This window comes from Terrilactibacillus tamarindi (assembly GCF_009718825.1).
In the GTDB taxonomy this organism is placed as follows: domain Bacteria; phylum Bacillota; class Bacilli; order Bacillales; family Sporolactobacillaceae; genus Terrilactibacillus; species Terrilactibacillus tamarindi.
The window spans coordinates 26,427-53,343 of sequence record NZ_WNHB01000005.1 but is presented as its reverse complement, the minus strand read 5'-3'; the positions used below and the strand labels follow the sequence as shown (position 1 = coordinate 53,343).

Here is a 26,917-nt window from a genome sequence, read left to right as displayed (position 1 = left end):
TCTCCCCTAACTGCTCTTTACTAAAATTTTATCATAACGTATTAAAAAAGAGGAAGTTATCTCCCTCTTTTTACCCATTTAATAATTCAACTTTTTCTTGATCATTCGTATTTGCATTGATCAGTATTCGATAAGAATGTTGATCTTGTGTGGCAAGAATTTCATAACACAAAACATTTTGATTCTGCTCATTTTGAAAAACGACCAAATGAACTTCCTGTACTTTTATTTTATTGCTTAAATGATCTATAACCGCTTGTTTTTTTAACTTGGGCTTTAAATTAACATGGATTTTTCGATTATATAAATAATCTGTCTGATCAAATCCAATCACTTCCCCAGTATCCAAAGCAACCTTTATCCGAATGGAAGCTGGATAAATTCGAACGTTTTCTTTTTTTAAAACATAGGTTAATAAGCCAACATGGTCATACTGGTCACTTTGTACTAGAACCATGTTGTTTATTTTTCGCTTATTTAAGTATTTATTCGCTTTTTGAGTGGCCTCATACAACGTCACTTTGTCATAGTTTGCTTCACGTTGTTTCATAAACCAAATGACATGCCCACCTTGCTTAGACACTTGTCCAGATACACTTTTTTGATTTGATTTATTCTCCATAGATAACGTATAAGAGTCTTTTTTTCCATTTCTACCCGTTAATTCTATATTTTTGACCTTCATATTTTGATCATCGATAAACGACTTAAATCGCTGGATCGCTTCTTTCTGATTTATCTTTGGACCACTTAGATTTGTAAATGTTTTATCTTGGGTAACCGCATTTTTGGGACTTGTCATCTCAAAACTTTTCGTGTAATCTGCAGATTTAGCATCGACTGTTTTTAATCCATCAATCACTTGATTATCCATTTTCTGTTTATGAGAAGAGAGAGCCAGTTCAACATCCATCCACCTTAAGTGATTGGTCATAACAACATTTTCAACATCTCGTAAGCCATCTTCCACTTCTTTTGATTGACTGTAAAGTTTTTGAAGTTTTTTGTAGTCTGAGTCAGATATTTCTTTATCCCTTGTTTCTTTGATGCCTTTTTCGTAACTAAATTCCCCGACCTTAGCCAAAAACTCATTCGTCTTATTAAATGGCATTAACGTTAATGGTAGTTCGCCAATAAACCCATGTGCGAGTGTAGACAAACGCCAAACATCTGCCAACTGTGGGCGCATCGAATCTTGAGTTTTCATGGCGAGCGTTGAACCTATTTGATTATGGAGTTGATCAATATAGTAGGCGAGTTCATGAAAAGCTTGTTGATAATTATTCTCTGCATGAATAAGAATATCGTTTTTCTCTTGGTGTTCCTCATAACCCCAATAAGAGAATCCAATGACAGATAACGCCAAAATTGCAATTAATATAGAACGAAACACAGACGTTCACTCCTTTTTAGCAATAGCAACATTTTCAACACCCATCGGTCACCTATTTATTCAAACACGTGAGAACGATCTCACAATAGATGTAACTAAGTAAATATCATTACTTAGTACCTTGGTGTGAAATAAAAATGTCATTTAATAAAAATTGTTTATTCACAAAAAATATGTCTCCCTATTTTTGCAATTTGTGGCCGACTCCAAATCCAAGCTGATGTTGCCGTCTCTGGATTAAAATAGTAAATGGCTCCGTGAGTTGGATCCCACCCATTTAAGGCGTCCAACACGGCTCTTTTAGCTGTCTCATTGGGTGTCAACCATATTTGTCCATCGGCGACAGCTGTAAAAGCACCTGGTTGGAAAATGACCCCTGAGACGTTATTTGGAAATTTAGAGTTAGAAACTCGATTAACAATAACGGCTGCGACTGCAACTTGTCCAACATATGGCTCTCCTCTTGACTCACCATAGACCGCATTGGACATTAAATTAATATCGCTTTTAGAATATCCTGATGGCAGATGATCTATTGTGTATTTTCCACCTTGATTACCCTTTTGGCCAGTTGACTGGTTTTGATTAGAAGACTGATTTTTGTTATTCCCTGAGGAATTGTTCGCTGCCCTTTTTTTCACTTGCTGGTCTAGTGGAACTCCACCGTAATAGGTGAAAGCATTTCCTGCATTGATATTTCTTTTAACAAAGCTTTCATCATATTTCGAAGCTTTGACTAATTTTTGCCTTGTCATAGTTCCTAATTGACCATCAACTTTTAATCCATATTTTTGTTGAAAGTTTCTTAAAGCCCAGTAGGTGCCCCAACCAAAGACTCCATCAATCTTTCCTTTGTAGTAGCTTATATATTGCAATCTTGCTTGAAGTTCAATGACATCATCACCTGTTGAACCTTTTTGAACGATTTGTCCTGAAAATGCCGTTGCCTGATTTGATTGCAAATTTAGTATAAACGTACATAGGACGATAACTGTAACAGCTATGCCTATCCTCTGAATATATCCTATCTTTCTCATGATCACGTCTCCTAATTCACAAGATATACCCATAGTCTTTCAAAAAAAAGTGAGTTTATGTATAGAAAAAGGATAAACTTATATTTTCGTTACATATGAGTTGTAACGGATTATAAGTTAAAAATTTCCGCAAAAAAAAAACATAACCAAATTTGTTATGTTTTAAGAAAAAATGAAACTTTATTGTGGTAAATCTCCGTTCATTTTATCCGATAAACGTGATAAAGGTAACTTACGTTTTAACCAAAGTTGATGCTGAACATGTGCCATTTTCACTTTTCTAAGGGCATTCCACCACATAAAGCCCATAAATGGAACCATGATGTATAGCCAAGATGTTTTAAATTGTAGTAATAGATCGTATACCCCATGAAGTAGGACTGCAAATAATAGACCTACGAATAAATATTTTCTTTTATTGGTAGAGAATTTTGCTTTTCCAATATAATATCCCATAATAACACCAAATAAAGCATGACTCGAAACAGGCAACAAAGCGCGCATGATAGCGTAATGTAGGCCATATGCGGATAGATAGAGGACATTCTCAACGGTTGCAAAACCTAATGAAACAGCCACTGAATATACGATCCCATCATAACGTTCATTAAATTCCGTATGATGATAAGCTGTATAAATAACAAGAAACCACTTAACAAATTCTTCCAAAAGACCATTGAGGAAAAAGCTTTCTATCCAATTCGAATGAATAAGGTGCTCTGATTGAAAAGCAAATTGTACAACCATTACAGGAAATACAACCAATGCCCCAAAAACCAACATACGTATGACCATTCGAATCGGTTCTGTTTCATATTTATCCCTGAGGTAAAAATAGGACAATAGCGCTATGCCCGGTGCAATACCCGCAGACAATACGGTAAACATATGCATCCTCAATTCTATATTAATTTTAACCCATTCGAAGGGGTCACGATTTTCAATCGCTTGGAATAGTCATTCCGTCTATACTAATCACTTATTTAATCACCGTAACTCCTATTATAACGTTTATAATAATGATTTTCATCATTCTTAAGATGTATTTTGGTCTTAAATAAGGGATGCCGCTTTGTCTCTCATCACAATCGTTTGACTTATTGGATCGCCATGAAAACGTCCGTTTTCAATAAAAATCTCATTAGCATCATTTCCTGCTGCTATGACACCTGCAATAAAGATCCCTTTAACATTGGTTTCCATGGTTTGTGGATTATATACCGGTCTCCCTGTATCTTTTTCGATGGCTATCCCCATACTTTCAAGCATTGATTGATCTGGATGATACCCCGTCATAGCAAAAACAATATCATTTTTTATTTCAGAAGTTTTCCCGTCCTTCATGTAAACGACGGACTTTTCTTTAATTTCCGTTACTTCTGCATCAAAAATCATATTGACTTTACCATGTTTGACTAATGATTCAAATTCAGGTAGTATCCACGGTTTAATACTTTTAGAATAAGAAGAACCACGGTAAATCACCGTCACTCTTGCGCCAGCTTTATGACATTCCATCGTTGTATCTATAGCAGAATTTTTTCCACCAATAACAACCACATCACAATCAAAAAATGGATGAGCTTCCTTAAAATAATGATAAACTTTAGGTAAATTTTCACCCGGAATTCCCATTAAGTTTGGATGATCATAATACCCAGTAGCCACAATGATATAACGAGCTTGATATGATTTTTCTCCTAGATTTTTATCCAGTTTTGTTAAAACATGAAAAATGCCGTCGTCCTGTTTTTCTACTTTGATGACTTCTTCAAAGCTATTGACTCGAATGTTCTGTCTTTTGACAACCTCTCTATAATACGACAAAGCTTGATTTCTTCGAGGTTTCCGATCTTCAATGACGAATGGCATATGACCAATTTCCAACTTATCACTTGAACTAAAAAATTGTTGATGGGTTGGATAACGATAGATTGCTTGAACAATATTGCCTTTTTCAATGACTAAAGGATGATACCCTTCATTTTTTAAATAGATGGCAGCGGATAATCCGCAAGGTCCTGCTCCAATAATAATAACGTCTTCCATATCCCTATCTCTCCTTGTCTCTTTTTCACTCTATTAGATACTATAGTCTTTACCTATGTATATGGTTAAATGTCTCTACTCTAACTATAGAAAATTTGTAAGCATCCTTCAACCCATAATATTTCAATCAATTTATTTAAAAGTTCATAAAATAAATGAGATCGTCATATAATGGAATCACAATAAACTTATTTTTATTTCAGATCAACATGATTCATACTGATTATTCTAATATAAACGTGAAGCTAACCAAAATTAAAAACCTCACGATTAATGTGAGGTTTTCCCTTCAATAAAAAAGTGATGCAATTGTTTAATGGCCTTTTCTTCCATTATGGGTTTACCATACTCCATTAAACGGTGTATTGTTATCGTGGATGTATTACCAAATTCCGCTAAAACAGATACTAAAATTGGAACATCGATAGAAACTTGATCCTCATCGAAACATATATAATATTTATTTTCAAACAGATAGAGAATGCCACTTTCTTCCCCCATATGATGGAGCATTCGAGCTAGAGAGATAACATCTTCAAAATCAGTAAATTGATACAAAATATCATAGCTTTCATCTAGAGTTACCTGCATTTCGATGTAATTGTCATCTTCATCATCAAATATATCGGAATCTGAATGAAATGATTTAGAAACTATAACAACCATCCCTTGAGCAGGTAAGGAAAACACTTCAACTTCAATTGGGCCATCTGCTTGAAAACCAAGCTCATCATCAGCCTCCATGATCATATCGCGAAAGAGTTGTTCAACTCTTGGAAGATCATGCCACATATCTTCTTTGGAAATGCCGCGTTCATTAAGATCATCAAACGTTAAGAAGATCTTAATTTTATCGCTATTTAATCTCTCCAACCGCATTGTATCGTCCTCCTTACCTTACACGAAAATCTTTTTATACTATATGCATCTTCCTCTTTACTTGTTCATAACAGAGGCTTATGTAGTAGTATACAATGAGTTCTGCTATATGGACAAGTTTTATTACTTCTTCTCTGCACGATTCAAGATGAGATATAACGTATCTGGTTTTGCACTGAATCTAAGCGGTAAACGCGTTGTTCCATATCCATTGCTTATGATTAGTTTTCCAAAAGATCGTCTTTTTACGCCTCCAACTTCTTTTAAACTAATTCCAAATAATCGAATCTGGCCACCGTGCGTGTGACCGCTAACAACAAGTTGAATACCTGTATCTTTTGTGATTCTATATTTTATATTCGGATTATGAGAAAACAATATGACGGGAGCATCGGCCTTTCCTTGAAGGGTCTTGTTTAAATCATCTTTCTCATAAGTTAAATCATCAACACCTGCAAGGTTTAACGTTCGCCCACCACGAGTGATAACCATACAGTTATTTTCTAAAACTTGAACATGGTAATGTTTTAACGTTTTTATAAGTCGATTTTTATTAACGGTATAATCATGGTTTCCCCAAATAAAGATGAGTGGGGCAATTTGGCTTAGTACTCTTAAATTTGTTTCAACTCGTTTAAATGGAACGCCTCTTTCGGTAATATCTCCGCCGATCACCACATAGTCAACTTTAGGTAGCTCTTTTAACTTATCAATGAGCTTAGGTGATATCGATCTCCTATGAATATCCGATATAAAAAAAATACGAAAGCCTTCAAAGACTTCATCTAGACCCCTTAAGGCAATATGATGAAGGATAATTCGATTTAAATGCGCCTCGATATACATGTAAAGGAGCATAAGTAGAGAGGCAAAAAGGAACAGGCCTAGAAAAATTAGCACAAACCACAAAACCTTACCCTCCTAAAAGTCCTATCACTAAAAGCATCATTCTTTTTCTTAAAAAAGGTCCATGGGACGCGGATATGACTTGAATAAGACGAAACTTGCTGCCCGATCCCTAAATCCCTTTTCGTCTTTTTAGTTTATGTAGAACACTAAATTATGTTCAACTGAACACAAATAAATAAAAAATTATTACTTCCCATTCCGCTAATAATGAAAAATATCCATATTGATTGAGGTTTCACATTACCAGAATTAGATCGATCAATGCTTATTTTCCCTATTTTTGCAAGATTAATCTTCATACATCTAATATTCTAAAACCCATGTTAATTCTAGATGCTTGAGATTTTGTTATATAACAGTATTCCACATCAAAGTTGCTAATCCTTTTCTGATGAGGCTAAATATTAAAAAACGTTTAAATATCAAGATCTATCTTATTATTTTCGGTCTTTGACAAGCTATAGAAACATATACAAGAAAAGTAAACATTTTTTAATAAAGGAGGTTTTCTGCTGTGCCGACTTTTCGAAAAACATATAAACCTTACGTGAGTCCATTCGATCCTTGTCCACCTCTACGTGTCAAAACATACGAAACACCTGCACAACTCTATTTGGGATTTCAACCCGAAAATCTTAAACAATTTAACCTGAATGATGCATTAAAACATGGCACCCTTTGGCCCGATTTATATACTCCCTATACTAATCCTTTTGAAACGAAGAAGTCGTAAAACCTAACTTTTTTAAAAATAGTCCACTTCTAAAGCTAAAAAAACTCTTAAAACGTTCCTTTATCGTTCCATAGAAGTGGACGAATAATGAAATTTCAAACGATCTCCTACCTTTTTTTCAATTGTTACTACTTTGATTTTAGGAGTGATGAGGATGGATAAACAAAAACCTCTGCCAAAGAGCTATTATGAGCAGTTGGAGGTTATTCAATCTATTGACTTGGCCTTAGTCGAATTAAATTTATACATGGATACGCATCCGAATGACCTCAATGCACTAAAACAATTTAATTCCTTAACGAAACAAAGTCTCGAACTCAAACAAAAATTTGAAGCTCAATTTGGACCTTTAATGCATTTTGGAAGAAGCTATTCCGAGTACCCATGGAAATGGAAAGAAGCTCCATGGCCATGGCAAGTTTAGTCTGTCGTCTCTGCAAGTAGACGTACCTTTTGTCAATTCGTTATTGATTTCTTTAATATGTCATGATTAGGTCAACCATCTGATGAAAATACAAGTGGGGAGTGTCTATTGGCATGTGGTATTATGAAAAAAAACTACAATATCCCGTAAAGGTCAGTACATGTAATCCTAAGTTAGCTAAATTTTTGATGGAACAATATGGTGGGGCTGACGGGGAACTTGCTGCCGCCTTGAGGTATTTAAATCAAAGATATACGATTCCAGATAAAGTCATCGGTCTTTTAAATGATATTGGGACTGAGGAATTTGCCCACTTAGAAATGATTGCTGCAATGGTTTATAAATTGACTAAAGATGCCACACCTGAACAATTAGAAGCCGCTGGATTAGGTGGACATTATGTGAATCACGGTAAAGATCTTTTTTACGATAACGCACGGGGAGTGCCTTTTACTGCAGCTTACATACAAGCTAAAGGAGATCCCATTACCGATTTATATGAAGATATTGCAGCCGAGGAAAAAGCTCGTGCCACATATCAATGGCTTATTAATATTTCCGATGATCCATTTTTAAATGAATCTTTGAGTTTTCTTAGAGAAAGAGAAGTCGTCCATTCTCAGCGTTTCCGTGAAGCTGTGGAAATATTAAAAGAAGAACGTGATAAGAAAAAATATTTCTAAACCGGACTAAATGACATGTCCTCTTGTATACCGATAAAGCTTTATTTAAATATGTCTATGCATTCAAATAACAACGCTCCCTCCTTACGACGTTTTTAAAATTCTAATCAGGCGGAGGAGATTCTCCACCTGATTGGTTTATCAAAGCTTCTAAAAATCTTCACTTATGATATAAATTGATATCTTTTTCGTCATTTAAAAAACGCAGCGCTTCATCTTTCCCATTTTGATCGATCTGTTTAAACCATAGCTCTTCATAACGATCTATCATTTCTTTCCTTAAATCATCAAAATCCCCTTTAGCTTCTTCATATTTATTTCTTGCACTCACCCATATAAAATGGATCAAAATACAAAGCAAACCAAAGCAAAGAATAACTGGATCTGTACTTACAGATCTCATCGGATCAAGAACAGTTAGTCCAGATAATTTAATGAAGAATAGATAAAAAACAAAAAAAGTATAGAGACTGACAAGAGTTGTGCTCACCCATAAACGCCTTTTTTTTTGTTTTGATTCATCTTCTTTTAATTTTATGAGTTTACATAAAAGTCGATACGTCGTCTCGGGAATAACGCCTTCATCACGCAAAGCCTTAATTTTTATCTCTTCCATACATGTCCCTCCCCTTACCAAAGTATGTGAACACATGAGGGAATAGGACAAAAAAGGAAGATTAAAACCATTTATTTATTCTAGCTATGTTTATGATCACGTTGAGGGCAATTACGTCACGATTATAAAGAACTTTGGTTAGATTGCCATTTAAGTAAAAGACCCAGCAACAAATCAATGATAAAGTGGACTACCATTGGAATGATTAAACTGTTTGTTTTTGCAAATAACCAACTTAAAAGCAAACTAATAAGGACGAGGACAAAAATCACAAGAGGCTTCTTCAAATATCTCACATGAATGACAGCAAAACACAGAGTTGTTATCCATATTCCAAAGGTGGATTGAATGAGCCCTCTAAATAGTAATTCTTCGCTAAAAGCAACCAATCCCATAAATAAAAAAAGTTCAGGTATTGAAAGAGCTCGCATCATGCGCTCATTCATGCCATCATCATCAAACCAATGTCTTGGAACAGATTTATCAATGATTATTTGTAAAAGAACAACAACGAGGGCTGGAAGAACCCCAAAAATAAAGAGATGGTCATCACCTCTTATGGTTAATACTTTTTTCCAGTAAGGCCAATTGTTTTTATATATCAAAATCCACATCACACTGATTAACAGTAAGATTAACTGTGTTTGTATTAGGGCGTGTTTGATCTCTTGGTCACTTAAAGCGTTTAATTGCTTTCTATTCATCTAGTGTGACCCCCTTCTTAAATAACGCAACATGAGAAGAATTTCTTTTTGATCATATATTTAAAAGTATCGTCCGTCATAGTATAAATGACCTCTAAGTAATGGGCATGAGCTATCTTGTTTCCTATACTTTCAAATGGTTATTCAATAACTTTTGTAATCGTTCTTCCCACGTATCCATTTTTTCCAAACTCCTTGTCTCTCTTTTACCCTTCCTAAAAATGTCCCAATTTAAACCACAATGATCACAACATGGCTCTCTTTTTTCAATGACTTGCTCATTATATAATTCTAAATAAGCTTCTCTCCGGCATCTTTTCGTCTCAATCCATCTTTTCATTTCATTTAATTCTCGCCATTTATGTTGTTTTCTCTCATGAATGGTCGATTTGATCTTGTTATGGACTTTTTCCATATCTAAGTCCATATTAGGAAATTGGACTAATTGATATTGCAAAAAATGGGCTGCCGTCTCACTCGCTCCTTCTTCCTGCATTATTTTTAAAAGCTCATCTGAATGTAGTTTCGCGTTTTCATATTTAATTCTCGAAAAAATTCTAGCTAATACATCATCGTCTGGATAACTTTGATCGATCAAATGTTTTGGTATCTCATCATCTATCGGACAATACAGTAAGACAGCTAGACTTTGTTTACCGTCTCGTCCTGCTCGTCCAATCTCTTGAACATAAGCATTGATATGTTTAGGGTAATGGAAATGCATCACTAACCTTACATTGGATTTATTAATTCCCATACCAAAGGCATTTGTACAAACGATGAGATCTAGTTCTCCATCAATAAATTGACGTTGGATAAGGATACGGTCCTCTGAAGTCATGCCTCCATGGTAATAAGCGACGCGATAATGGGTCCGAACTTGAATAATAGACGTTAATTGTTCTGTCCAAGCTCTACTTCCACAATAAAGAATGCCAGGCAAATGAACCATTTTTATGATAGAGATGGCTTCCTCTATTTTTTCATTTATTGTTTCACATTTTTTCACGGCAATCGATATATTCTTTCGATCAATGGGGTAAATGTACTGGTCACATTCTTCCATATCCAACTGTTTGATAATATCACGTTTGACATGGTCATTTGCTGTGGCCGTTAAGGCTAGGCATGGAGCTGTTCCTAAAGTATGCCTAATATTGGCTAGTTTTAAGTAATCTGTTCTAAATTCATGTCCCCATTCTGATATACAATGAGCTTCATCAACAACAAACAGAGCCAGTTTGATCTTTGCTAATTGGTTGAGTAATTTTTTATTTTGTAACATTTCAGGTGAAACAAATAAGTATTTTAAATCCCGTAATTGTCCAAGTATCCGGTCTTTTTCTTGGTAGGATAGAAAACTATTTAAGGCTTTTACTCTTTTTTCACCATGTGCTCGTAACTGTTCACATTGATCCTCCATTAATGAAAGAAGCGGTGTCACGATGATGACTAAACCCTCCATCACATATCCAGGTAATAGATAACAAATCGATTTACCGCTGCCTGTTGGTAGAACAGCAAAAACATGTCTTCTATGTATTATAGAATCAATAATTTCTTTTTGACCTTGTCTAAATGATGAATAACCGAATTTTTCTTTTAGTAAAGTTTCTAGCAACCTATACCCTCTCCTTTGCTAATACAAGACGAATCATAAAATAAGAGATATCTTGTCTACATGCTTCTTTAATCACACTCAGCCGCTTGGTTGTTAAAGAACCGATAATTTGCTGTATGTGTTGATAAGACTTCTCATCAATAAATGAATCGATAGGAAAAGAAGGATCCTGAAAGGCGATTTCTACCACATGATCTTCAATGGTATTCTGAGTTAAATGACGTAATGAGGCAATTTGATCCAATGTAAGCCCGCGATTAATAAGGTTCAGTGTCTTCCTAGCCGATTGTGTTAATGAAACCGCTGAAACAGGCCTATCTAAATCAGCTATCTTTGCTAGAATCGGATACTTATCTGGCTTAGCTGCAATTTGGTTAAGGAGTTTTCGCAGAGATGATTTAAACAGGAAAGAGGTTTCAAATAGCGATAAATGAGTCACCTTGGCGAGTTGTTCAATTGTCATTCCATTTACCTGAAAACCAGATAACTGATAAACTAAGATCCCACTCTCTAAATCAGAGCATATCGAAAGAGCTGTCTTGATTTCTTTTTGAAGTTGATTCGATAGTTGATAGCGGTTAACCTCCAAATGTCTATAAAAGTTTTTGGTCCATTGTTGAATGTCGTCTTGTCTTGAAACAGGATAGTAATAACGTTCGTGATGAATCATATGTGAAAGACTTTGTATAATCATTTTTAGTTTTTTCCAGAATCGCGTTTCAATGTCAATCCAGGCAGTTAATTCTAAGCCAGTTGGAATAGTATAGGATTTTGAGAGCATCAAATAAGTATCTGAACCTACATTTGTTAAAGTAACGTGATCTTTTTTAATTTCCTGTAGAAGATGTTTTGAACAACAGGTACGAATTAAGTTATTCCAGTTCTCCCGTGAAAGGTTTTCTAGAGAATTGAAAAAAGCTTTTGCGGAAAAGAGAAGGCTATCTTGAATCGTTTGAGACGATTTTTTCCCATGAAGTAAGTGGTAAATGCCATAAATCGAACGATCACCTTGGAATTTTTTTATAAGATGAAGGACTACAAATACGTGATATGACATAAACTTTCCCCTTTGATTGGTCTTTTTTATCACTATCTTAGCTTACCATAATAATGGTTTATAGGTAGTTCAATAAGTCACCAAATGATAAGCTGCGAATCTCGGGCGCTATCCAAGAGGATCTTCAACTAAAATCGCTCACGTCCTGTGAGCAAAGTTGAAGCCACCACATCCTGTGGAAGGCCGGTCCTCATGTAGTAAAAACCTACATTCCGGTCCTCAAAACGGCGCCGCCTTGACCTTCTTGCTTCTAATTTGTCACCTTTTTGAACACACATTTATATAACAAAAGATCAACTTTTATTTTATCCTGTCACTTGGTTGAAAAAAATGACTTGTCGGCTTAAAATAGATATGATAGAGAAAATGGGGGATAAAAAATGCCTAAGTTTACAATTATTGATAAAGACACCTGCATCGCTTGCGGGGCTTGTGGAGCTGCAGCTCCTGATATATATGATTACGACGACGATGGGATTGCTTTTGTTTTACTTGATAAAAATACCGGTGAGATAGGGATTCCAGAGGAATTAATAGATGATATGATCGACGCATATGAAGGGTGCCCAACCGATTCGGTTCGTGTTTCAAATAAACCCTTCCATGGTAATCCGGATCGCGATGAATAACGAAGAACTCATATAGATCAAAACACCATCCTAAAGTAAAAGGATGGTGTTTTATTTAGTCATGGTTCATTTATATCTAATCAATTAGACCTTTTCAGATGCATTTTTGGGCAAGAAGAAAGTGAACGTTGTTCCTTCGCCTTTCTTACTATTTACAGTAATTCCTCCGCCATGAGCTTTAACAATATTTTTGGCTATAGATAAACCTAATCCTGTACCAGACTTTCCTCTTGTTCTTGCTTTATCTGCTTTGTAAAAACGCTCAAATACAAAAGGAAGATCCTCTTCACTGATACCAACACCTGTATCAACAACATTGGTATAAATACCTTTTTTTCCTGCTTCTACTTCTACTGTAACTGTATTTCCCTCTTTGGTGTGTCTAATGGCATTATCAATTAGATTGGTTAAAACCTGTTCTATTCGATCAGGATCACATTCAAATTCATAATCTTTCTGACTTGGACCTCGGAAAACCAACGTTATTCCAGATTCTTTTGCCACATTTTGAAATTTATTCACAACTCGACTAAAAAAGGAATCCACATTAACTAACGTTTGATTCAATTGGAAATGACCTGCTTCTAACTTAGCTAGATCTAACAATTCATTGACCAATCGACCCATACGTAAGGATTCATCGTGAATGATTTGCGTGAGTTCTCTCATTTCTTCAGGAGTTTGAACAATGTTATCTATGATTGCTTCACTATATCCTTGCAGCATGGCAATTGGCGTCTTTAATTCGTGACTTACATTAGCTATAAATCCTTTTCTAAGTTGATCTAATTGTCTTTCTTCCGTCATATCCCTTAGAACTGCGACGGCTCCACGTACTTTATCTTGGTCGTAAAGAGGAGACATTACGATGACCCATGACCGGCCTTGAAAGTTGATTTCACCATTCTCTTTATTTTCATTCGTCACGACGTGTTGAAATAGAGAAGTAACCGTATGGGGGAGACTTCTGATATCCTCCGCCTGCCCTTTATTTTCAAACCGCCACGAATGTAAAAGAATTCGGGCAGGGGGATTGGAGATAACCAGTTGACCTTGTCTATCAAATGTCATGACACCATCGGCCATACTATTAATGATTCTGGATAATTGCTCTTTCTCTTGGTTTAATGCCGTCAAATTAACTTTCAGTTTTTGGGCCATTTGATTAAATGTCTTCGCAAGTTCACCCATATCATCATGAGTTAAAACGGGTACCTTTAAATCAAAATGCCCCTTTGCGACCTGAATAGCAGCTTTTCTCATGGCACTTAATGGAGAAGCAATACGAGTCGACAAGAAAAAAGCAAAAAATGTCGTTAGTATAATGGCAATTCCTGCGCTTATATAGATCAATTTTTTGGACTGATTAATCGTTTTTTGGATCGTATTTAATGATTGAAAGACATATACGGCACCTTTTTCACCCGAGGCGTATTTGATTGGCACCCCAACAACCATCATCTGTCTATGTACTTTCTTACCATTTAAATTGACAGCAAAGTTCCCTTGTTTGACCACATGTTCCTGCCTGGATAAAGCTAACTTTAAGTCTAGATCCTTTTTAATTACATTTGGACTTATTTTCGGAACATTTTGATTGTCTCCTGCCTGCCAGTATCTTTTATGATCAATAATGACCGTTCTCGCAGAATAGGTATCCGTGATCTCTGCAGCCGTAAGCAAAGTGTTCTTTGTAGGCCCTGTTTCAGTTACATGTTCTGATATTTTTGTCGCTATCTTTGTCATTTGCTTTTCAACTTCATTAAGATGAAAATTCTCAAAAAACTGCAACAGGAGGATAGTTAAAAATAATAATACGAAAGAGACAAGAATGAGTATGGTTATCCAAAGTTTACCAACAACACTTTTCCAAATTTTCATTCTTCTATCTGAGCAGCCTCTATTTTATAACCAACACCCCATACCGTTACAATCATGGAAGCCGCTTCTTCTGAAACACGATTTAATTTTTCTCGTAACCGTTTAACATGTGTGTCGACCGTTCTTAAATCTCCAAAGAATTCATAATTCCAAACATCTTTAAGGAGTTGTTCCCGAGTATAGACTTTATCAGGTGTTTGGGCAAGATAATAGAGAAGTTCATACTCTTTTGGCGTTAAACCAACTTCTTTTTCGTTAACCATCACTCGGTGAGCATCGTGGTCAATCGTTAAGTTGGGAAAGACAATAATATTCTTTGCAGCAGGTTCTGTTTCTAGGAATTTTGTCTTAGACGATCTGCGGAGTAATGCCTTGACCCTCAATACAACTTCTCTAGGACTAAATGGTTTCGTAATGTAATCATCAGTACCAACCTCAAACCCTTGAACTCGATGGGATTCCTCACCTTTAGCTGTTAACATAATGATTGGAGTGGCTTTTGTCTCGCGAAGTTTTTCACAAATCTCAATACCATCCATTCCAGGAAGCATTAAATCAAGGAGTATGACATCATAATCCTTCTCAGTTGCAAGAATGAGTGCCTCTTCACCATCTGCGGCTTCGTCAATTTCAAATCCTTCACGCTCTAAATACATTTTTAATAATTTTCGAATTCGATCTTCATCATCGACTACTAAAATGGCTATTTTATCTTGTTCCATTGGAAACCTCCTTGCTAATGACCATTAACATCTTTATTTTAAGGATAATTTCGATAAATGTACATCAATTATACTAAAGAAAGTTGTGATTTATCTTTTTTTGTTAACTAATTGGTAGAGTGTTTTTACTTCATGTGGTTTTAACTCACGACTATCTCCAGAAGCCAAACCTTTTAGATCCAGAAAACCATACCGTTCCCTTTTGAGTTTTAAAACATTAAACCCAAGAGCTTCGAACATTCGGCGTACTTGTCTGTTACGCCCTTCATGAATCGTTATTTGAATAATGGCGCGCTTCTTTGCTTTATCCTTTGATAACATCTCAACATCTGCTTTTGCTGTTACACCATCCTCAAGTCTGATGCCTTTAGCTAATTTATTTAATTGATTTTGACTTGGAATACCATCTATTTTAGCTACATATGTTTTATCTATTTCAAATTTAGGATGCATAAGTAGGTTCGCGAGAGTTCCGTCATTTGTCAGTAATATGGCTCCTGACGTATCATAATCAAGTCGACCGACAGGATAGATCCGTTCACTCACGTGAGGAAAGTAATCTGTTACCACTTTTCTTCCTTTCTCGTCTTTCACACTTGAAATAACTCCTGTTGGTTTATAAAGCAAATAGTAAACAGAGATTTCACGATCAATTTGAACACCGTCAACTTCTACTTTATCATTTGAAGAGACTTTGATCCCTTGACTGGTAACAACTTCTCCATTTACTTTTACTCTACCGCTTGAAATCAAATTCTCTGCTTTACGGCGTGATGTAATCCCAGATTGGGAAATTACTTTTTGTAGTCGTTCCATTCTTTCACCTCTTTGAACATCATAACGCTCACATGAAGTTTTAACAAGTTTGATATGAACTATTCCAAAGGATTCATAGATATCCAGATGCTCGGTTACTTTAAGTCATTTTGCTTTTAACATTGCAACCAAAATTTCATACTCTAAAAAGAATGTTTAGGTCTAAAAACTTGCCGATGGTGGGGCCAAATAAGGTACAAACAGAGGCCTAGTTACACTTATACCTTAAATTTTTATACTTTCTTAACGAGCAAAAAAAAGAGTACAGTTTACATTTCTGTACTCTTTGTTACCTTCCAAATATAAGTGAAACAAAGATGATTGAGGAAATGACACCGACACAATCTGCCAGTAACCCCACCTTTAAGGCATCTCCCGTCTTATGAATTCCTACCGCTCCAAAATAAACGGTTAACACATAGAATGTCGTATCGGTACTACTTTGCAGCGTTGAGGCGAGTCTGCCAATAAACGAATCTGGTGTATACTGCTTTAACAGATCAGACATAATGCCAAGAGCGCCCGTACCTGAAATTGGTCTAATGATTGCAAGCGGGACAATTTCAGACGGGACACCGAAGATAGCTAAAAAAGGTTTAATCGTGTTTAATACCATATCCATTGCCCCAGATGCGCGAAACACACCGATGGCAACAAGCATACCTACTAAATATGGAATAATTGAGATGGCCATAGAGAATCCCTCTTTACCACCGTCTACAAATGTTTCGTAGGTGGGGATTCCTTTATATGTACCATGTACGAGTATCATGCCTATTAGTATTGGGATGATCCATATAGAAAGGGCTGTGATGATGGCCATTACTCCCTCCCCTTCCTTTTTCTTCGATAATAAAAAAAGCGATCAATTAAAACGGCGGCAGTGGTTGTACATATCGTCACAAGAATCGTTACTCCTACTATTTCAGTTGGAGCTGCAGAGTGATATTTCATACGAATGGCAATCACTGTAGTCGGAACCAAGGTAAGACCAGATGTATTTAATGCCAAGAAGGTGATCATTGATCTTGAAGCCACATTTTTATTACCATTTAACTTTTTTAACTGTTCCATTGCTTTGATACCTAGTGGGGTTGCTGCGTTACCTAGGCCAAACATATTGGCTATTGTATTAGAAACAATATAACCCATTGCGGGATGTTTTGTTGGAACATCAGGAAATAATTTTGATAATATTGGCCGAAAAAGAGATGAAAATTTTGTTAATAAACCACTTTTTTCTGCAATCCTCATCATACCAAGCCAAAAAACTAGGATACTAATTAATCCTAAACAGAGGGTAACCCCTTCTTCTGCAGAGTTAAATACCGCTTGATTAACCTTATCCATCGTTCCATTGCAAGCCGCATAGACTATACCTACGACCAACATTGCAACCCAAATGATATTAACCATTTTGAGACAATCCCATCGTTAGTGATATAACGTGAATAAATAAAGACCAAAAACCTTTCTTTTCTTTTTTAGGTTTTTCATAGAATAAAGGTAATGATCCGACATGTTTGTCGTTACTAGTAAAAACCACTTTACCAATTGGCGACGGTATTGTTTTCCATTCCTCTTCTTTTTTGGGTGGTTGTATTAAAAATACGTTTGATTTTAGATTCTCTTTTTCTTCTTTTGTGAGCATTAAGTAAAGCGAGCGTTTAGCATACATGTGATTTTTATAAAATGCTTGATTTAAAAAAGTCATTTTACCTTTTTTAACGACTTGAACTCTTTGAAATGTTTTAAACCCATAATCAAATAAACTTTGATGGTCTTTCCAATCGTCTCCATCATTTAAAGTTACGACGATGAGATCTTTGTGGTCTTTTGTTGCAGTGGATATGAGCGTTCTACGCGCTAGTGACGTGAACCCCGTTTTTCCACCTGTTGAATAGGCATATTGGAATAAAAGCTTATTCTTGTTTCTCCACACACGGTCCCACTTTTCTCCTTTCTGCGGTGAACGATGATACTTTGTCCCAAACATCTTTCTAAAGGTGGAATTTTGCATCGCATATTTCGTCAATAAAGCCATATCGTATGCTGATGAATAATGTGAAGGGTCATCGAGACCATGTGGATTGGCAAAGGATGTATCCTTCATCCCGAGTTCTCTTGCTTTTTCATTCATTAAATAAACAAATCCTGGAACACTCTTAGCTACGTGTTCGGCAATAGCAACAGCTGCGTCATTACCAGAACGAAGCAAGAGACCGTAAACGAGCTCCTTTAATTTTATTTTTTCCCCTTTTTTCAAATACAATGAAGACCCCTCAGTGCCATAGGCATGTGAACTAACTGTGACAGTTTCATTTAGTTTGCCTGATTCGATGGCAAGTAACGCTGTCATGACCTTTGTAATACTGGCAATTCTCATTTTTTTATGCTTATTTTTCTCGTATAAAACTCGTCCCGAATTTTGATCCATTAATATGGCTGCTTGTGCAGATACAGCCGGACCGCCAGCAGCTCGTACTTGGACGTTCGGTATAAGCGTTATTAGAACTAGCATACATAATATTAATTTAGTCAGCTTTTTCATAATCACTCATCATCCTATCTCGTCCCGGTTTAATACAAGCATATGCTTGACCACACAGATTATGATGATTAAAAGCTAACTTTTATCCCGCTTTAACGGCAAGTAAGACCCCCACCTCAAGATTCTTAGTAGTCAAAGAAGATAGGCGATGGATCAACTGCCTGTAAAGGTCCAATTGGTTCAGCTAACCATCAGTTGGGGATAAAGAAAGCCCCCACTGATGGACTAATCAAAATCATTAGAAAATCATGATTGAAAACAAAACGAGCCAAACAAGATGACAGACAGCTAAGATGATCACTCCAGCGTATTTTATTTTTAATGAATACGTATCTTTTATTAAAAAGAACAGCAAAGGAATCCCTATCCAAATGATGTAAGCAATAATTGATACACCGATCATTAGAATTAAAGGAAGTAAGGAAAAGTAAAGCGAAGAAACAATGAGAAATGCCGGAACTGAAGAAAGAATGGGCGTAAAGATAATATAATAGCGAAGAAGATCTTCATATTGTTGTCCAAATACTTTCCATGTCTCAATATGAGATTTTAGTCTTGAATTGTCTAGAAATCGACCAACCATATCATGCACCTCCATGGGTTAACCTATGAACGAAAAAGAAAAATTATCACTTTACATTTTCTGATTTCATGAGTCCACTATCTGTTTATGATTATAAGGCTAAGTTAATGGATTCCGCTATCAAAACACTTTTAGGCTTAAAGTCAAATGAGTTTAACATCAATCATGGATATTTAAATAGATCATGTAAAAAAACCTCCATAACCAAATGGAGGTTTTTCCCTACAGGTCCATCACTGTTCTTTTAAACTGATCATAAAACAAATCAGATTCTTCACCTTCACTCTCTTCAAAATCTTGTTGTGATAATGGAGGCAGATCCTCAAGTGATTGCAAACCAAAATACGTGAAGAATTGGTTTGTGACGCCATACAAAATGGCCCTTCCTGTTCCTTCTGCTCTTCCCACTTCTTTGATAAGCCCTCTCGATACAAGCGTTTGAAGGGCCTTTTCTGATTTCACACCACGGATGTCTTCAATGTCAATCCGTGAAATTGGCATTCGATACGCAATGATTGCGATCGTTTCAAGTGCTGCTTGGGAAAGTGAAGCACTTACTGGCGTTTGCACATATTTCTTTATGTAACTTGCAAGAGATGGTTTTGTAACAAGTTGATAACCTTCAGGTCGGTCAATGATGGTTATCCCGCAATCCTGATTCTCATAGGATACTTTCATCTCTTCAATTGTTTGACGAATGGTACTTTGATCCGTTTCCAAGATTTGTTCAAGTTGAGCTAGGAGTATGCCTTCATCTCCTGCAACATATAATAATCCCTCAATAATAGCTTTCATTGTCGGTTTTACTGGCATTATGTTCCCTCCCATCAACCAAACTGATCGTTATCTCATCAAAATTGTCCTTCTGTATACAATAGACTTGGTGCTTTTTCATAAGTTCTAACATCGCTAAGAAGGTGACAACAATATGAGTACGATCTGGGTACGTAAACAAAGACTCAAATGTAAGCGAGGTCTTTGACTGTTCTAATACATCGACAATTTCAACCATTCTTTGTCCAATTGGTAACTGATTGCGTTCAATCGTTGTTTTTAAAGGCTTCATGAGCTTCTTTTTCTTCATCAATCTCTGAAATGCCCCTAACATATCAAAGATCGTCGCCTTAGGGCCAATCATGGGAGGAGGAGACCCATTTAGTTCTTGCTTATAGTCTTTCAAATCACTTGTAGACTTAGAAAACTGTTCACTTTGGAGTTGTTCAAACGTTTTAAATTGTTCTGCGGCCTGTTTATATTGTTTATATTCAATTAAACGATTCATTAATTCTTCACGTGGATCTTCTTCGATTATAGTCTCTTCATCATATAACTCTTCTGGTTCTTGTTTAGGAAGAAGCATTTTACTCTTCATTGCAATTAAGGTTGCAGCCATAACAAGATATTCACTAGCCACATCGAGCTCTAGCACTTTCATCTGATGAATAAATTCTAAATATTGCTCTGTTATTTCCGCAACTGGGATGTCATAAATATCAATCTCTAACTGTTTAATTAAATGCAATAATAGATCGAGAGGTCCTTCAAAAGCATCTATTTTTATCTTATATTCCAAATTCATCATCCTGACACATGACTCGTATTACTTTTAGCAACCCATTATGTTATGCGTCTATATCTGCATAAAAAAAAGAAACTGAATACAGTTATTATTCGGTCTCTTCCGTGTTTTCATTAGCATCCTTTTTAGCTTCTTTTAAACATTTATCTACAAATTCCTCAATTTTCTTTTGAGGAACGATGGGTATGCCTTCTTGGCTTAACATTTGATTTAAAGCCTTTAGCATTGTCTTTCCGATGCCTTGATGCCGATAAGAAGGATTAACACTCACATGTTCAATGATCGCCTTATCCTCTTCTAAATGAATGCCTACAGCACCCAAAATATCGTCTTCATCTTTCCATAAAAAAAGTTGCCAATCATCATTTTCTTCATATTTTTTAATCGTTTTTTGAAGTTTTTTTATATCTTTCTCAGTTGGTACAAAAGAAAGAAGCCCCATGGCTATTTTTTCGTAACTTTTTTTATAACGAATTAACATATTATACCCCTCATTATTATGAGTACCTAAATTCCCATAAACATTATAAACAAAAAAGTGTCTTTTTGCTATATTATATCCAAACTTTTAATAAATGTTCAATGTAAAACTACCCAATATTATATGAAACTCATTCATTCACTCGATCTTTTATGAAAATAAAAAGAAGAGCTGTCAAAAGTTTTAGTACAAAAATGACCCTCATGTAAGTCTATCATCAATTCAATGACAATAAAAGGGTAAGAAATATCCTCTGGCTTTTTAACCAGAGGATTTAGTCTAGATTAATGCGTAGGTTCTTGTGAATACGAACAATCAAAGCGAATTAAATCTTCATATGTTTCCCTTTGAATCACTAATTTTGATTCACCATTTTCTACAAATACAACAGCGGGTTTAGGCAATCGATTATAATGATTCGCCATTGAATATCCATAGGCACCTGTACATAGTACAGCTAAAATGTCTCCACTTTCACTTTTTGGAATTTTGGCATCGTGAATTAAAATATCACCTGACTCACAACATTTTCCTGCGATCGTGACAACTTCAGTATCCTTAGCACTCGCCTTATTGGCCAGTACGGCTTCATATTTCGCCTGATATAAAGCTGGTCTAAGATTATCTGCCATACCGCCATCAACAGAGACATATTTACGAATACCCGGAATGGTTTTCGATGAACCAAGTTTATAAAGTGTGGTTCCCGCTTCGCCTACAATAACACGACCCGGTTCAATCCAAATTTCAGGAATAGGCATTTGATGGGCATCACTTTCTGCCATCACAGTGGTGACAATGGCATCTATATAGGTTGAAATAGGAAGTGGCTGATCATCGTTATTATATTTAATACCAAAACCACCGCCAACATTGAGTACTTCACAAGAAAAATCAAGTTCCTTTTTCCACTTTGATAAATATTTATAAATATTATTAATAGCAAGTTTGAATCCTTCAGTGTCAAAAATTTGCGATCCAATGTGACAATGAAGTCCTCTAAACTGAAGATACGTAGAATTCATCACTTGTTTTACTGCTTCTTCTGCAGCACCATTGACTAGGCTGAAACCAAATTTAGAATCTTCTTGCCCAGTCATTATATAATCGTGTGTATGAGCTTCAACACCTGGCGTAATGCGCAATAGTATATTAACGGGTTTTTGTCTTTCCTTACACAAATACTCTAAGCACTCAATTTCATAGAAATTATCAACGATAATAGTACCAATATTGACGTTTAAAGCATAGTCTAACTCATCAATTGTTTTATTATTACCATGAAACTGAATACTTTTGGCAGGAAAGCCTGCTTTCATCGCTGTAAATAATTCTCCCCCAGAAACCACATCTAGAGATAAACCTAAATCATTCGCTAATTGAACCATAGCAATACTTGAAAATGCTTTACTTGCATAAGCAGCATGCCAGGTTAATGAAGGATATTTTGAGAATGCCGATTGAAAAGCTTTTGCTTGATCACGAATGTGTTGTACATCATAAACATATAATGGTGATCCATATTGTTTGACTAAGTCAACAGTATCCACCCCACCTATGGTAAGATGTCCTTTTTCGTTGACACGTTGTGTTCCACGCAATATTACCCTCTCCTTAAGTTAATAAAATGCGTGTTCAAAAAGACTAAAATAAGATATCTTAAAAAATGACAAACCAAGCTGAGGATTTACCGTCAACCAAGCCAAAGCTGAGAACCTATAATAGTAGTTTGTAGATCTCTATTGTCAATTTTGAACAACTAGAAAAAGTCATTTCAAATGGTATATAAAAAAGCCCATGCAACGAAGTACATAAGCTTTTTTAAGCCGTACCTCATTGAGCAGTAGTCCTCCACTATATATTAGATCATAGTGATCATTATAGTGACAATTTAGTGCTTGTTCAACACTAAACCAGTACATCTATCTTAGGTATAAATAAGATGACTTCGGCAATTTGACCTTTCAAGACCCGTCGTCGCTCCCTTCGCTCAGGTGTCTTTACTCATTCGCCTTGCACCTCTATTCTCAATAAAGAGGTCATATGAAATTATTTGCTATTCTAACACGTTGCTATAAAAATGACAAGCATTCGTTTAACAACAATAGAGATAAACTCATTTGTATGGCTTATAAAGTGACATTAACTATTATCCGGTTTCGGCATCCGATATTTGTCTTGTGGTTTCAAAATACTAGGGCGGATCCGGGCTGTTGGCATGGCTCTTCTTATCATAATATTATAAAATCCTGTTGGATTGAAAGGAATTAATGGCCACAAGTAAGGTATGTTGAGATTTTGTACTCTAGCCAAGTAAACGATAAACACGGTAACCCCAATAACAAAACCTGGAACACCGAAGACACTAGCTAAAACTGTTAAAATAAGTCTAGTTATTTTATTAGCAACCCCTAATTCGTAGCTTGGCGTTGCATATCCTCCGATTGCAGCAACTGCAGCATATAAAATGACTTCAGGTAAAAAAATACCTACTTGAATGGCTATTTGCCCGATTAAAACCGCGGCAATAAGTCCAAGGGCTGTTGATAAGGCCGTAGGGGTATGTACCGCCGCCATTCTTAATATCTCAATCCCAAGTTCTGCAAGGATGATTTGAAGAAGTAAAGGTAAATGGTAATCGTGTTTATTCGGACCAATGAAATTTAGATTATCCGGAAGAAGGTGATGTTGTACAAGCAATATCCACAAGGGAAGTAGGAAGACAGATGTGAAAATAGCTATAAATCGGATCCATCTCGTCACCGCTCCAACTGCGACAACTTGACGATACTCTTCAGCATGTTGAACGTGATGAAACAGGGTGACAGGGATGATAATAGCGCTTGGCGATGTATCTGTAATGATAATGATATGACCTTCAAGTAGATGAGCAGCAGCAACATCTGGTCGTCCCGTATAACGTACCATTGGATAGGGATTCCAACCTTGTTTTAAGATAAATTCTTCAATTGATTTATCTGCCATAGGAATGCCATCTACATTTATTTTTTTAATTTCTTCTCGTACAGATTTAAGCAAATCGGGATTAACGACATCCTTTAAATAGCTAATACAAACATCTGTTTTTGAACGTTCACCGACTTGAAGGAGTTCATTTCGATAACGTTCATCGCGGATACGCCGTCTAAGCAGTCCTGCATTCTCAATAATGTTTTCCGTAAAGCCATCTTTTGAACCCCGAATGACTTTTTCAACATCTGGCTCTTCGGGTGTTCTTCCAGGATAGTGACGCGTATCGACTACGATTCCGACACTTTCTCCATCAATAAAAACGATGATTAGCCCAGACAGCATTTTGTCTACGACTTCATCAAGCGACTTTACTTCGCTTACTTGCTCATGTGTAACATGCGTTTTAAGCAGATCAAAAACATTTCTTGTTCCATGATGGCTAGTGGCCATGAAATACATATTTTGAATTAAAGCAACAACAATCTGAGTTTCAACAAGTGAATTACTGTAAAAAATCGATAGATCTTTACCCATCAGCTTCAAATCGCGATTACCTACGTCAAAATTATGTGGGCCAATATCTAATCTTGATTTTAAATAATCTACATTGTCTTTTAATCGATTATAAACGGGTGTCTTTTTCGTTACTGTTGTCATGATAGCCACTCCTTTCTAAGATAAGTTTTATCGCAGATACGGTAATTGGTGCACCTTGTTCAATCGTATCCATACCGCGCATCTTCCCTAGGTCTCCAATCCCCACAATGAGAGGAATCCTTAAACGATCTAAAACATAAACCGTATCTCCAGAGATGCGTCCTAATTCTAGATCAGGAAGTCCTTCTTTATCCACTCCATATTCTGTCAATGTTCCTGTGTTATCAATGCTTACATCAACCCTTGTCCACTCATGGTTGGCACTATTTGAGGCGACGGCTAAAACGCCTAGAACGTGGATACTCTTATGTTTTGCAACGTATTCAAGTGCTTGTTCACCATGTCCTTTCCCGTTAAACCCCGAATCATCAAACATCACGAGAACAGGATCTGTTGGAGTTTTAAGGATATGATCAACGATATCTTCACCACTCTGAACGGTTGGATTTCCTGCTGATTGAGAGATGCATCTGCAATGTAGCATCTTTGCGGCGTGCTCAACGGCCTCTCTTGCATATTGATCACCATCTGTAATAAGAATGACGTTTTTCAGCGAACTCACCCCTTAGGTTTAAAAATGAGTGCGACAATAAATCCAAATAGAATCGCAGAAGTTATACCAGCAGAAGTTAGTTTAAAGATGCCCATCAAAATACCGATATAACCATGTTCATGGCCTTCAGCCATTGCACCATGGAGAAGCGCATGTCCAAAACTTGTTATAGGCACTGATGCACCAGCTCCTGCGAACTCAATCAGCTTATCGTAAATGCTAAAGACATCCAAAGCGGCTCCTATAACTGTAAAAGAAACAATCACATGGGCTGGCGTTAGTTTAAAAACATCTAAAAGAATTTGACCAGCGACACAGATTAGTCCACCGACAAGAAAAGCGTATAAAAAAATCATGAATTTTGACCTCCTGCCGCTTCTAAAACAACTCCATGAGCAATACACGGAATAGTTTCTTTTTGCATGATAACAGTCGGATTTAATAAGGCACCTGTTGCTACAACAAGAACCCTTTTTATCGTGCCCTTCGTTAATTGTTTGACCAGATGTCCATATGTGACCACGGCTGAGCAAGCACATCCACTCCCACCCGCACTCACCGGCTGATTTGGCCTGTAAATCATTAAACCGCAATCATGGTGATTCTTGCTGATGTCTAATTTTTTCTCTGATAAAAGTTGTTTTAAAATGGGACTTCCCACACTCGAAAGATCACCCGTCACGATCATGTCAAAATCCTGTGGGTTATAACCCGTATCTTGAAAAAACGTATAAATGGTGTCGGCTGCAGCAGGTGCCATCGCCGTTCCCATGTTATTGGGATCACCAATTCCCCAATCAACCACTTTTCCAATAATGGCTTCTTTAACGATCACATGAGACGTTTTTTGGGATAATAGAGCAACGCCTGCTCCGGTGACTGTAAATGTTTTTGTCTTAACTGTAGGTCCTCCATATTCCGTAGGATAACGAAATTGTCTTTCTGCTGCTCCATTGTGGCTGCTAACCCCACATAAAGCCGTTTGTGCATAGCCACTATCAATAAGTTGAGCTCCCAAAGCGAGGGATTCCATTGAAGTGGAGCATGCTCCAAAAAGTCCTAGAAAAGGGATTTGAATTTCTCTGGCAACAAAGTTCGATGTGACGGTTTGATTTAACAAGTCACCAGCGAGAAAGATATCAATATTTTTCGTGGTCTGATTTCCTTTATTTAAGCAAATGGTAATCGCTTCTTGTAGTAATTTTCTTTCAGCTGCTTCCCAATTTTTTTCGTCACAATGTAACTTATCAAACCACTTATCAAAACTATCTTTCAAAGGTCCTTGTGATTCAAGTGGACCTACAGTTGTCCCTGTGGCGTTGATATAGATGGGTTTCTCAAATCTCCACGTCTGTTTTCCGATTTTACCCATAGGACATTCCTCCTT

General features: G+C 36.4%; 30 protein-coding genes and 1 riboswitch. Of the genes, 4 read left to right on the top strand and 26 right to left on the bottom strand.

Going from position 1 to position 26,917, the window contains the following annotated elements; all coding sequences use genetic code 11:
* Positions 1 to 70: 70 nt before the first annotated feature.
* From ypeB to GMB86_RS04370, 6 genes are all read right to left on the bottom strand, one after another.
* Positions 71 to 1,393, bottom strand: a complete 1,323-nt coding sequence (ypeB, locus tag GMB86_RS04395) for a germination protein YpeB (protein WP_155217209.1) — start codon at positions 1,391 to 1,393, stop codon at positions 71 to 73.
* A gap of 158 nt (positions 1,394 to 1,551) precedes the next feature.
* The gene (gene sleB / locus GMB86_RS04390) at positions 1,552 to 2,430 is read right to left on the bottom strand and encodes a spore cortex-lytic enzyme (RefSeq protein WP_155217207.1); all 879 of its coding nucleotides are present in this window, start codon (positions 2,428 to 2,430) and stop codon (positions 1,552 to 1,554) included.
* A 180-nt stretch (positions 2,431 to 2,610) separates the two neighbouring features.
* The gene (gene prsW / locus GMB86_RS04385) at positions 2,611 to 3,318 is read right to left on the bottom strand and encodes a glutamic-type intramembrane protease PrsW (RefSeq protein ID WP_155217205.1); all 708 of its coding nucleotides are present in this window, start codon (positions 3,316 to 3,318) and stop codon (positions 2,611 to 2,613) included.
* Between the two features lie 165 nt (positions 3,319 to 3,483).
* Positions 3,484 to 4,479: a YpdA family putative bacillithiol disulfide reductase gene (locus tag GMB86_RS04380; RefSeq protein ID WP_155217203.1), complete on the bottom strand. Its 996-nt coding sequence runs from the start codon at positions 4,477 to 4,479 to the stop codon at positions 3,484 to 3,486.
* A 270-nt stretch (positions 4,480 to 4,749) separates the two neighbouring features.
* Positions 4,750 to 5,358 carry a genetic competence negative regulator gene (locus GMB86_RS04375; protein ID WP_155217201.1) on the bottom strand — a complete coding sequence of 203 codons (609 nt, stop codon included), beginning with the start codon at positions 5,356 to 5,358 and terminating at the stop codon, positions 4,750 to 4,752.
* A gap of 123 nt (positions 5,359 to 5,481) precedes the next feature.
* The gene (locus GMB86_RS04370; protein ID WP_329602756.1) at positions 5,482 to 6,258 is read right to left on the bottom strand and encodes a metallophosphoesterase; all 777 of its coding nucleotides are present in this window, start codon (positions 6,256 to 6,258) and stop codon (positions 5,482 to 5,484) included.
* Positions 6,259 to 6,781: 523 nt separating this feature from the next.
* Here GMB86_RS04370 and GMB86_RS04365 point away from each other — a divergent pair.
* The 3 genes from GMB86_RS04365 to GMB86_RS04355 all read left to right on the top strand — a co-directional run bounded on the left by GMB86_RS04365 (position 6,782) and on the right by GMB86_RS04355 (position 8,107).
* Entirely contained in the window at positions 6,782 to 7,000 is a 219-nt protein-coding gene (locus GMB86_RS04365; protein WP_329602753.1) for a spore coat associated protein CotJA, read from the top strand.
* Positions 7,001 to 7,154: 154 nt separating this feature from the next.
* Positions 7,155 to 7,424: a spore coat protein CotJB gene (locus GMB86_RS04360; RefSeq protein ID WP_155217197.1), complete on the top strand. Its 270-nt coding sequence runs from the start codon at positions 7,155 to 7,157 to the stop codon at positions 7,422 to 7,424.
* A gap of 113 nt (positions 7,425 to 7,537) precedes the next feature.
* Positions 7,538 to 8,107 (top strand): manganese catalase family protein, encoded by a 570-nt coding sequence (locus GMB86_RS04355; RefSeq protein ID WP_155217195.1) that lies wholly within the window; start codon positions 7,538 to 7,540, stop codon positions 8,105 to 8,107.
* 160 nt (positions 8,108 to 8,267) lie between these two features.
* On the opposite strand, the gene GMB86_RS04350 is transcribed toward GMB86_RS04355, so the two are convergent.
* The 5 genes from GMB86_RS04350 to GMB86_RS15460 all read right to left on the bottom strand — a co-directional run bounded on the left by GMB86_RS04350 (position 8,268) and on the right by GMB86_RS15460 (position 12,383).
* On the bottom strand, positions 8,268 to 8,723 hold the full coding sequence (locus tag GMB86_RS04350) for a DUF2663 family protein (protein WP_196220122.1): 456 nt from the start codon (positions 8,721 to 8,723) through the stop codon (positions 8,268 to 8,270).
* Positions 8,724 to 8,845: 122 nt separating this feature from the next.
* Positions 8,846 to 9,427: a CPBP family intramembrane glutamic endopeptidase gene (locus GMB86_RS04345; protein WP_155217191.1), complete on the bottom strand. Its 582-nt coding sequence runs from the start codon at positions 9,425 to 9,427 to the stop codon at positions 8,846 to 8,848.
* A 124-nt stretch (positions 9,428 to 9,551) separates the two neighbouring features.
* Positions 9,552 to 11,048, bottom strand: a complete 1,497-nt coding sequence (locus GMB86_RS04340) for a RecQ family ATP-dependent DNA helicase (protein ID WP_155217189.1) — start codon at positions 11,046 to 11,048, stop codon at positions 9,552 to 9,554.
* A gap of 1 nt (position 11,049) precedes the next feature.
* Positions 11,050 to 12,105, bottom strand: coding sequence for a helix-turn-helix domain-containing protein (locus tag GMB86_RS04335; protein WP_155217187.1), 1,056 nt, complete (start codon positions 12,103 to 12,105; stop codon positions 11,050 to 11,052).
* A gap of 128 nt (positions 12,106 to 12,233) precedes the next feature.
* Positions 12,234 to 12,383 (bottom strand): hypothetical protein, encoded by a 150-nt coding sequence (locus GMB86_RS15460; protein WP_196220121.1) that lies wholly within the window; start codon positions 12,381 to 12,383, stop codon positions 12,234 to 12,236.
* A 102-nt stretch (positions 12,384 to 12,485) separates the two neighbouring features.
* Between GMB86_RS15460 and GMB86_RS04330 the strand changes: the two genes are divergently transcribed.
* Positions 12,486 to 12,734, top strand: a complete 249-nt coding sequence (locus GMB86_RS04330; RefSeq protein ID WP_155217185.1) for a 4Fe-4S domain-containing protein — start codon at positions 12,486 to 12,488, stop codon at positions 12,732 to 12,734.
* Between the two features lie 84 nt (positions 12,735 to 12,818).
* On the opposite strand, the gene GMB86_RS04325 is transcribed toward GMB86_RS04330, so the two are convergent.
* From GMB86_RS04325 to spoVAD, 15 genes are all read right to left on the bottom strand, one after another.
* On the bottom strand, positions 12,819 to 14,615 hold the full coding sequence (locus tag GMB86_RS04325) for an ATP-binding protein (protein WP_155217183.1): 1,797 nt from the start codon (positions 14,613 to 14,615) through the stop codon (positions 12,819 to 12,821).
* Complete coding sequence (locus GMB86_RS04320) at positions 14,612 to 15,337, bottom strand: response regulator (RefSeq protein WP_155217181.1); 726 nt, start codon at positions 15,335 to 15,337, stop codon at positions 14,612 to 14,614. Before GMB86_RS04320 ends, GMB86_RS04325 begins: the two co-directional genes overlap by 4 nt.
* A gap of 90 nt (positions 15,338 to 15,427) precedes the next feature.
* A complete protein-coding gene (locus GMB86_RS04315; RefSeq protein WP_155217179.1) occupies positions 15,428 to 16,153 on the bottom strand; it encodes a pseudouridine synthase in 726 nt (241 codons plus the stop codon).
* A gap of 289 nt (positions 16,154 to 16,442) precedes the next feature.
* Positions 16,443 to 16,976 (bottom strand): spore maturation protein, encoded by a 534-nt coding sequence (locus tag GMB86_RS04310; RefSeq protein WP_155217177.1) that lies wholly within the window; start codon positions 16,974 to 16,976, stop codon positions 16,443 to 16,445.
* A complete protein-coding gene (locus tag GMB86_RS04305; protein ID WP_155217175.1) occupies positions 16,976 to 17,569 on the bottom strand; it encodes a nucleoside recognition domain-containing protein in 594 nt (197 codons plus the stop codon). The genes GMB86_RS04310 and GMB86_RS04305 overlap by 1 nt, the downstream gene beginning before the upstream one ends.
* A complete protein-coding gene (locus tag GMB86_RS04300; RefSeq protein ID WP_155217173.1) occupies positions 17,562 to 18,704 on the bottom strand; it encodes a D-alanyl-D-alanine carboxypeptidase family protein in 1,143 nt (380 codons plus the stop codon). Before GMB86_RS04300 ends, GMB86_RS04305 begins: the two co-directional genes overlap by 8 nt.
* A gap of 238 nt (positions 18,705 to 18,942) precedes the next feature.
* A complete protein-coding gene (locus GMB86_RS04295) occupies positions 18,943 to 19,287 on the bottom strand; it encodes a hypothetical protein (RefSeq protein ID WP_155217171.1) in 345 nt (114 codons plus the stop codon).
* A gap of 222 nt (positions 19,288 to 19,509) precedes the next feature.
* Positions 19,510 to 20,100 (bottom strand): SMC-Scp complex subunit ScpB, encoded by a 591-nt coding sequence (gene scpB / locus GMB86_RS04290; RefSeq protein ID WP_155217169.1) that lies wholly within the window; start codon positions 20,098 to 20,100, stop codon positions 19,510 to 19,512.
* Positions 20,066 to 20,866, bottom strand: coding sequence for a segregation/condensation protein A (locus tag GMB86_RS04285; protein WP_155217167.1), 801 nt, complete (start codon positions 20,864 to 20,866; stop codon positions 20,066 to 20,068). The genes scpB and GMB86_RS04285 overlap by 35 nt, the downstream gene beginning before the upstream one ends.
* Positions 20,867 to 20,954: 88 nt before the next feature.
* Entirely contained in the window at positions 20,955 to 21,347 is a 393-nt protein-coding gene (locus GMB86_RS04280; RefSeq protein WP_155217165.1) for a GNAT family N-acetyltransferase, read from the bottom strand.
* Between the two features lie 284 nt (positions 21,348 to 21,631).
* Positions 21,632 to 22,948, bottom strand: coding sequence for a diaminopimelate decarboxylase (gene lysA / locus GMB86_RS04275; RefSeq protein ID WP_155217163.1), 1,317 nt, complete (start codon positions 22,946 to 22,948; stop codon positions 21,632 to 21,634).
* A gap of 235 nt (positions 22,949 to 23,183) precedes the next feature.
* Positions 23,184 to 23,379, bottom strand: a riboswitch (Lysine riboswitch).
* A 110-nt stretch (positions 23,380 to 23,489) separates the two neighbouring features.
* Positions 23,490 to 24,977, bottom strand: coding sequence for a spore germination protein (locus GMB86_RS04270; protein ID WP_155217161.1), 1,488 nt, complete (start codon positions 24,975 to 24,977; stop codon positions 23,490 to 23,492).
* Positions 24,943 to 25,539 (bottom strand): stage V sporulation protein AE, encoded by a 597-nt coding sequence (locus GMB86_RS04265; protein ID WP_329602752.1) that lies wholly within the window; start codon positions 25,537 to 25,539, stop codon positions 24,943 to 24,945. Before GMB86_RS04265 ends, GMB86_RS04270 begins: the two co-directional genes overlap by 35 nt.
* Positions 25,536 to 25,886 (bottom strand): stage V sporulation protein AE, encoded by a 351-nt coding sequence (gene spoVAE / locus GMB86_RS04260; RefSeq protein WP_155217159.1) that lies wholly within the window; start codon positions 25,884 to 25,886, stop codon positions 25,536 to 25,538. The genes GMB86_RS04265 and spoVAE overlap by 4 nt, the downstream gene beginning before the upstream one ends.
* Complete coding sequence (spoVAD, locus tag GMB86_RS04255; protein ID WP_155217157.1) at positions 25,883 to 26,902, bottom strand: stage V sporulation protein AD; 1,020 nt, start codon at positions 26,900 to 26,902, stop codon at positions 25,883 to 25,885. Before spoVAD ends, spoVAE begins: the two co-directional genes overlap by 4 nt.
* Positions 26,903 to 26,917 lie beyond the last annotated feature (15 nt).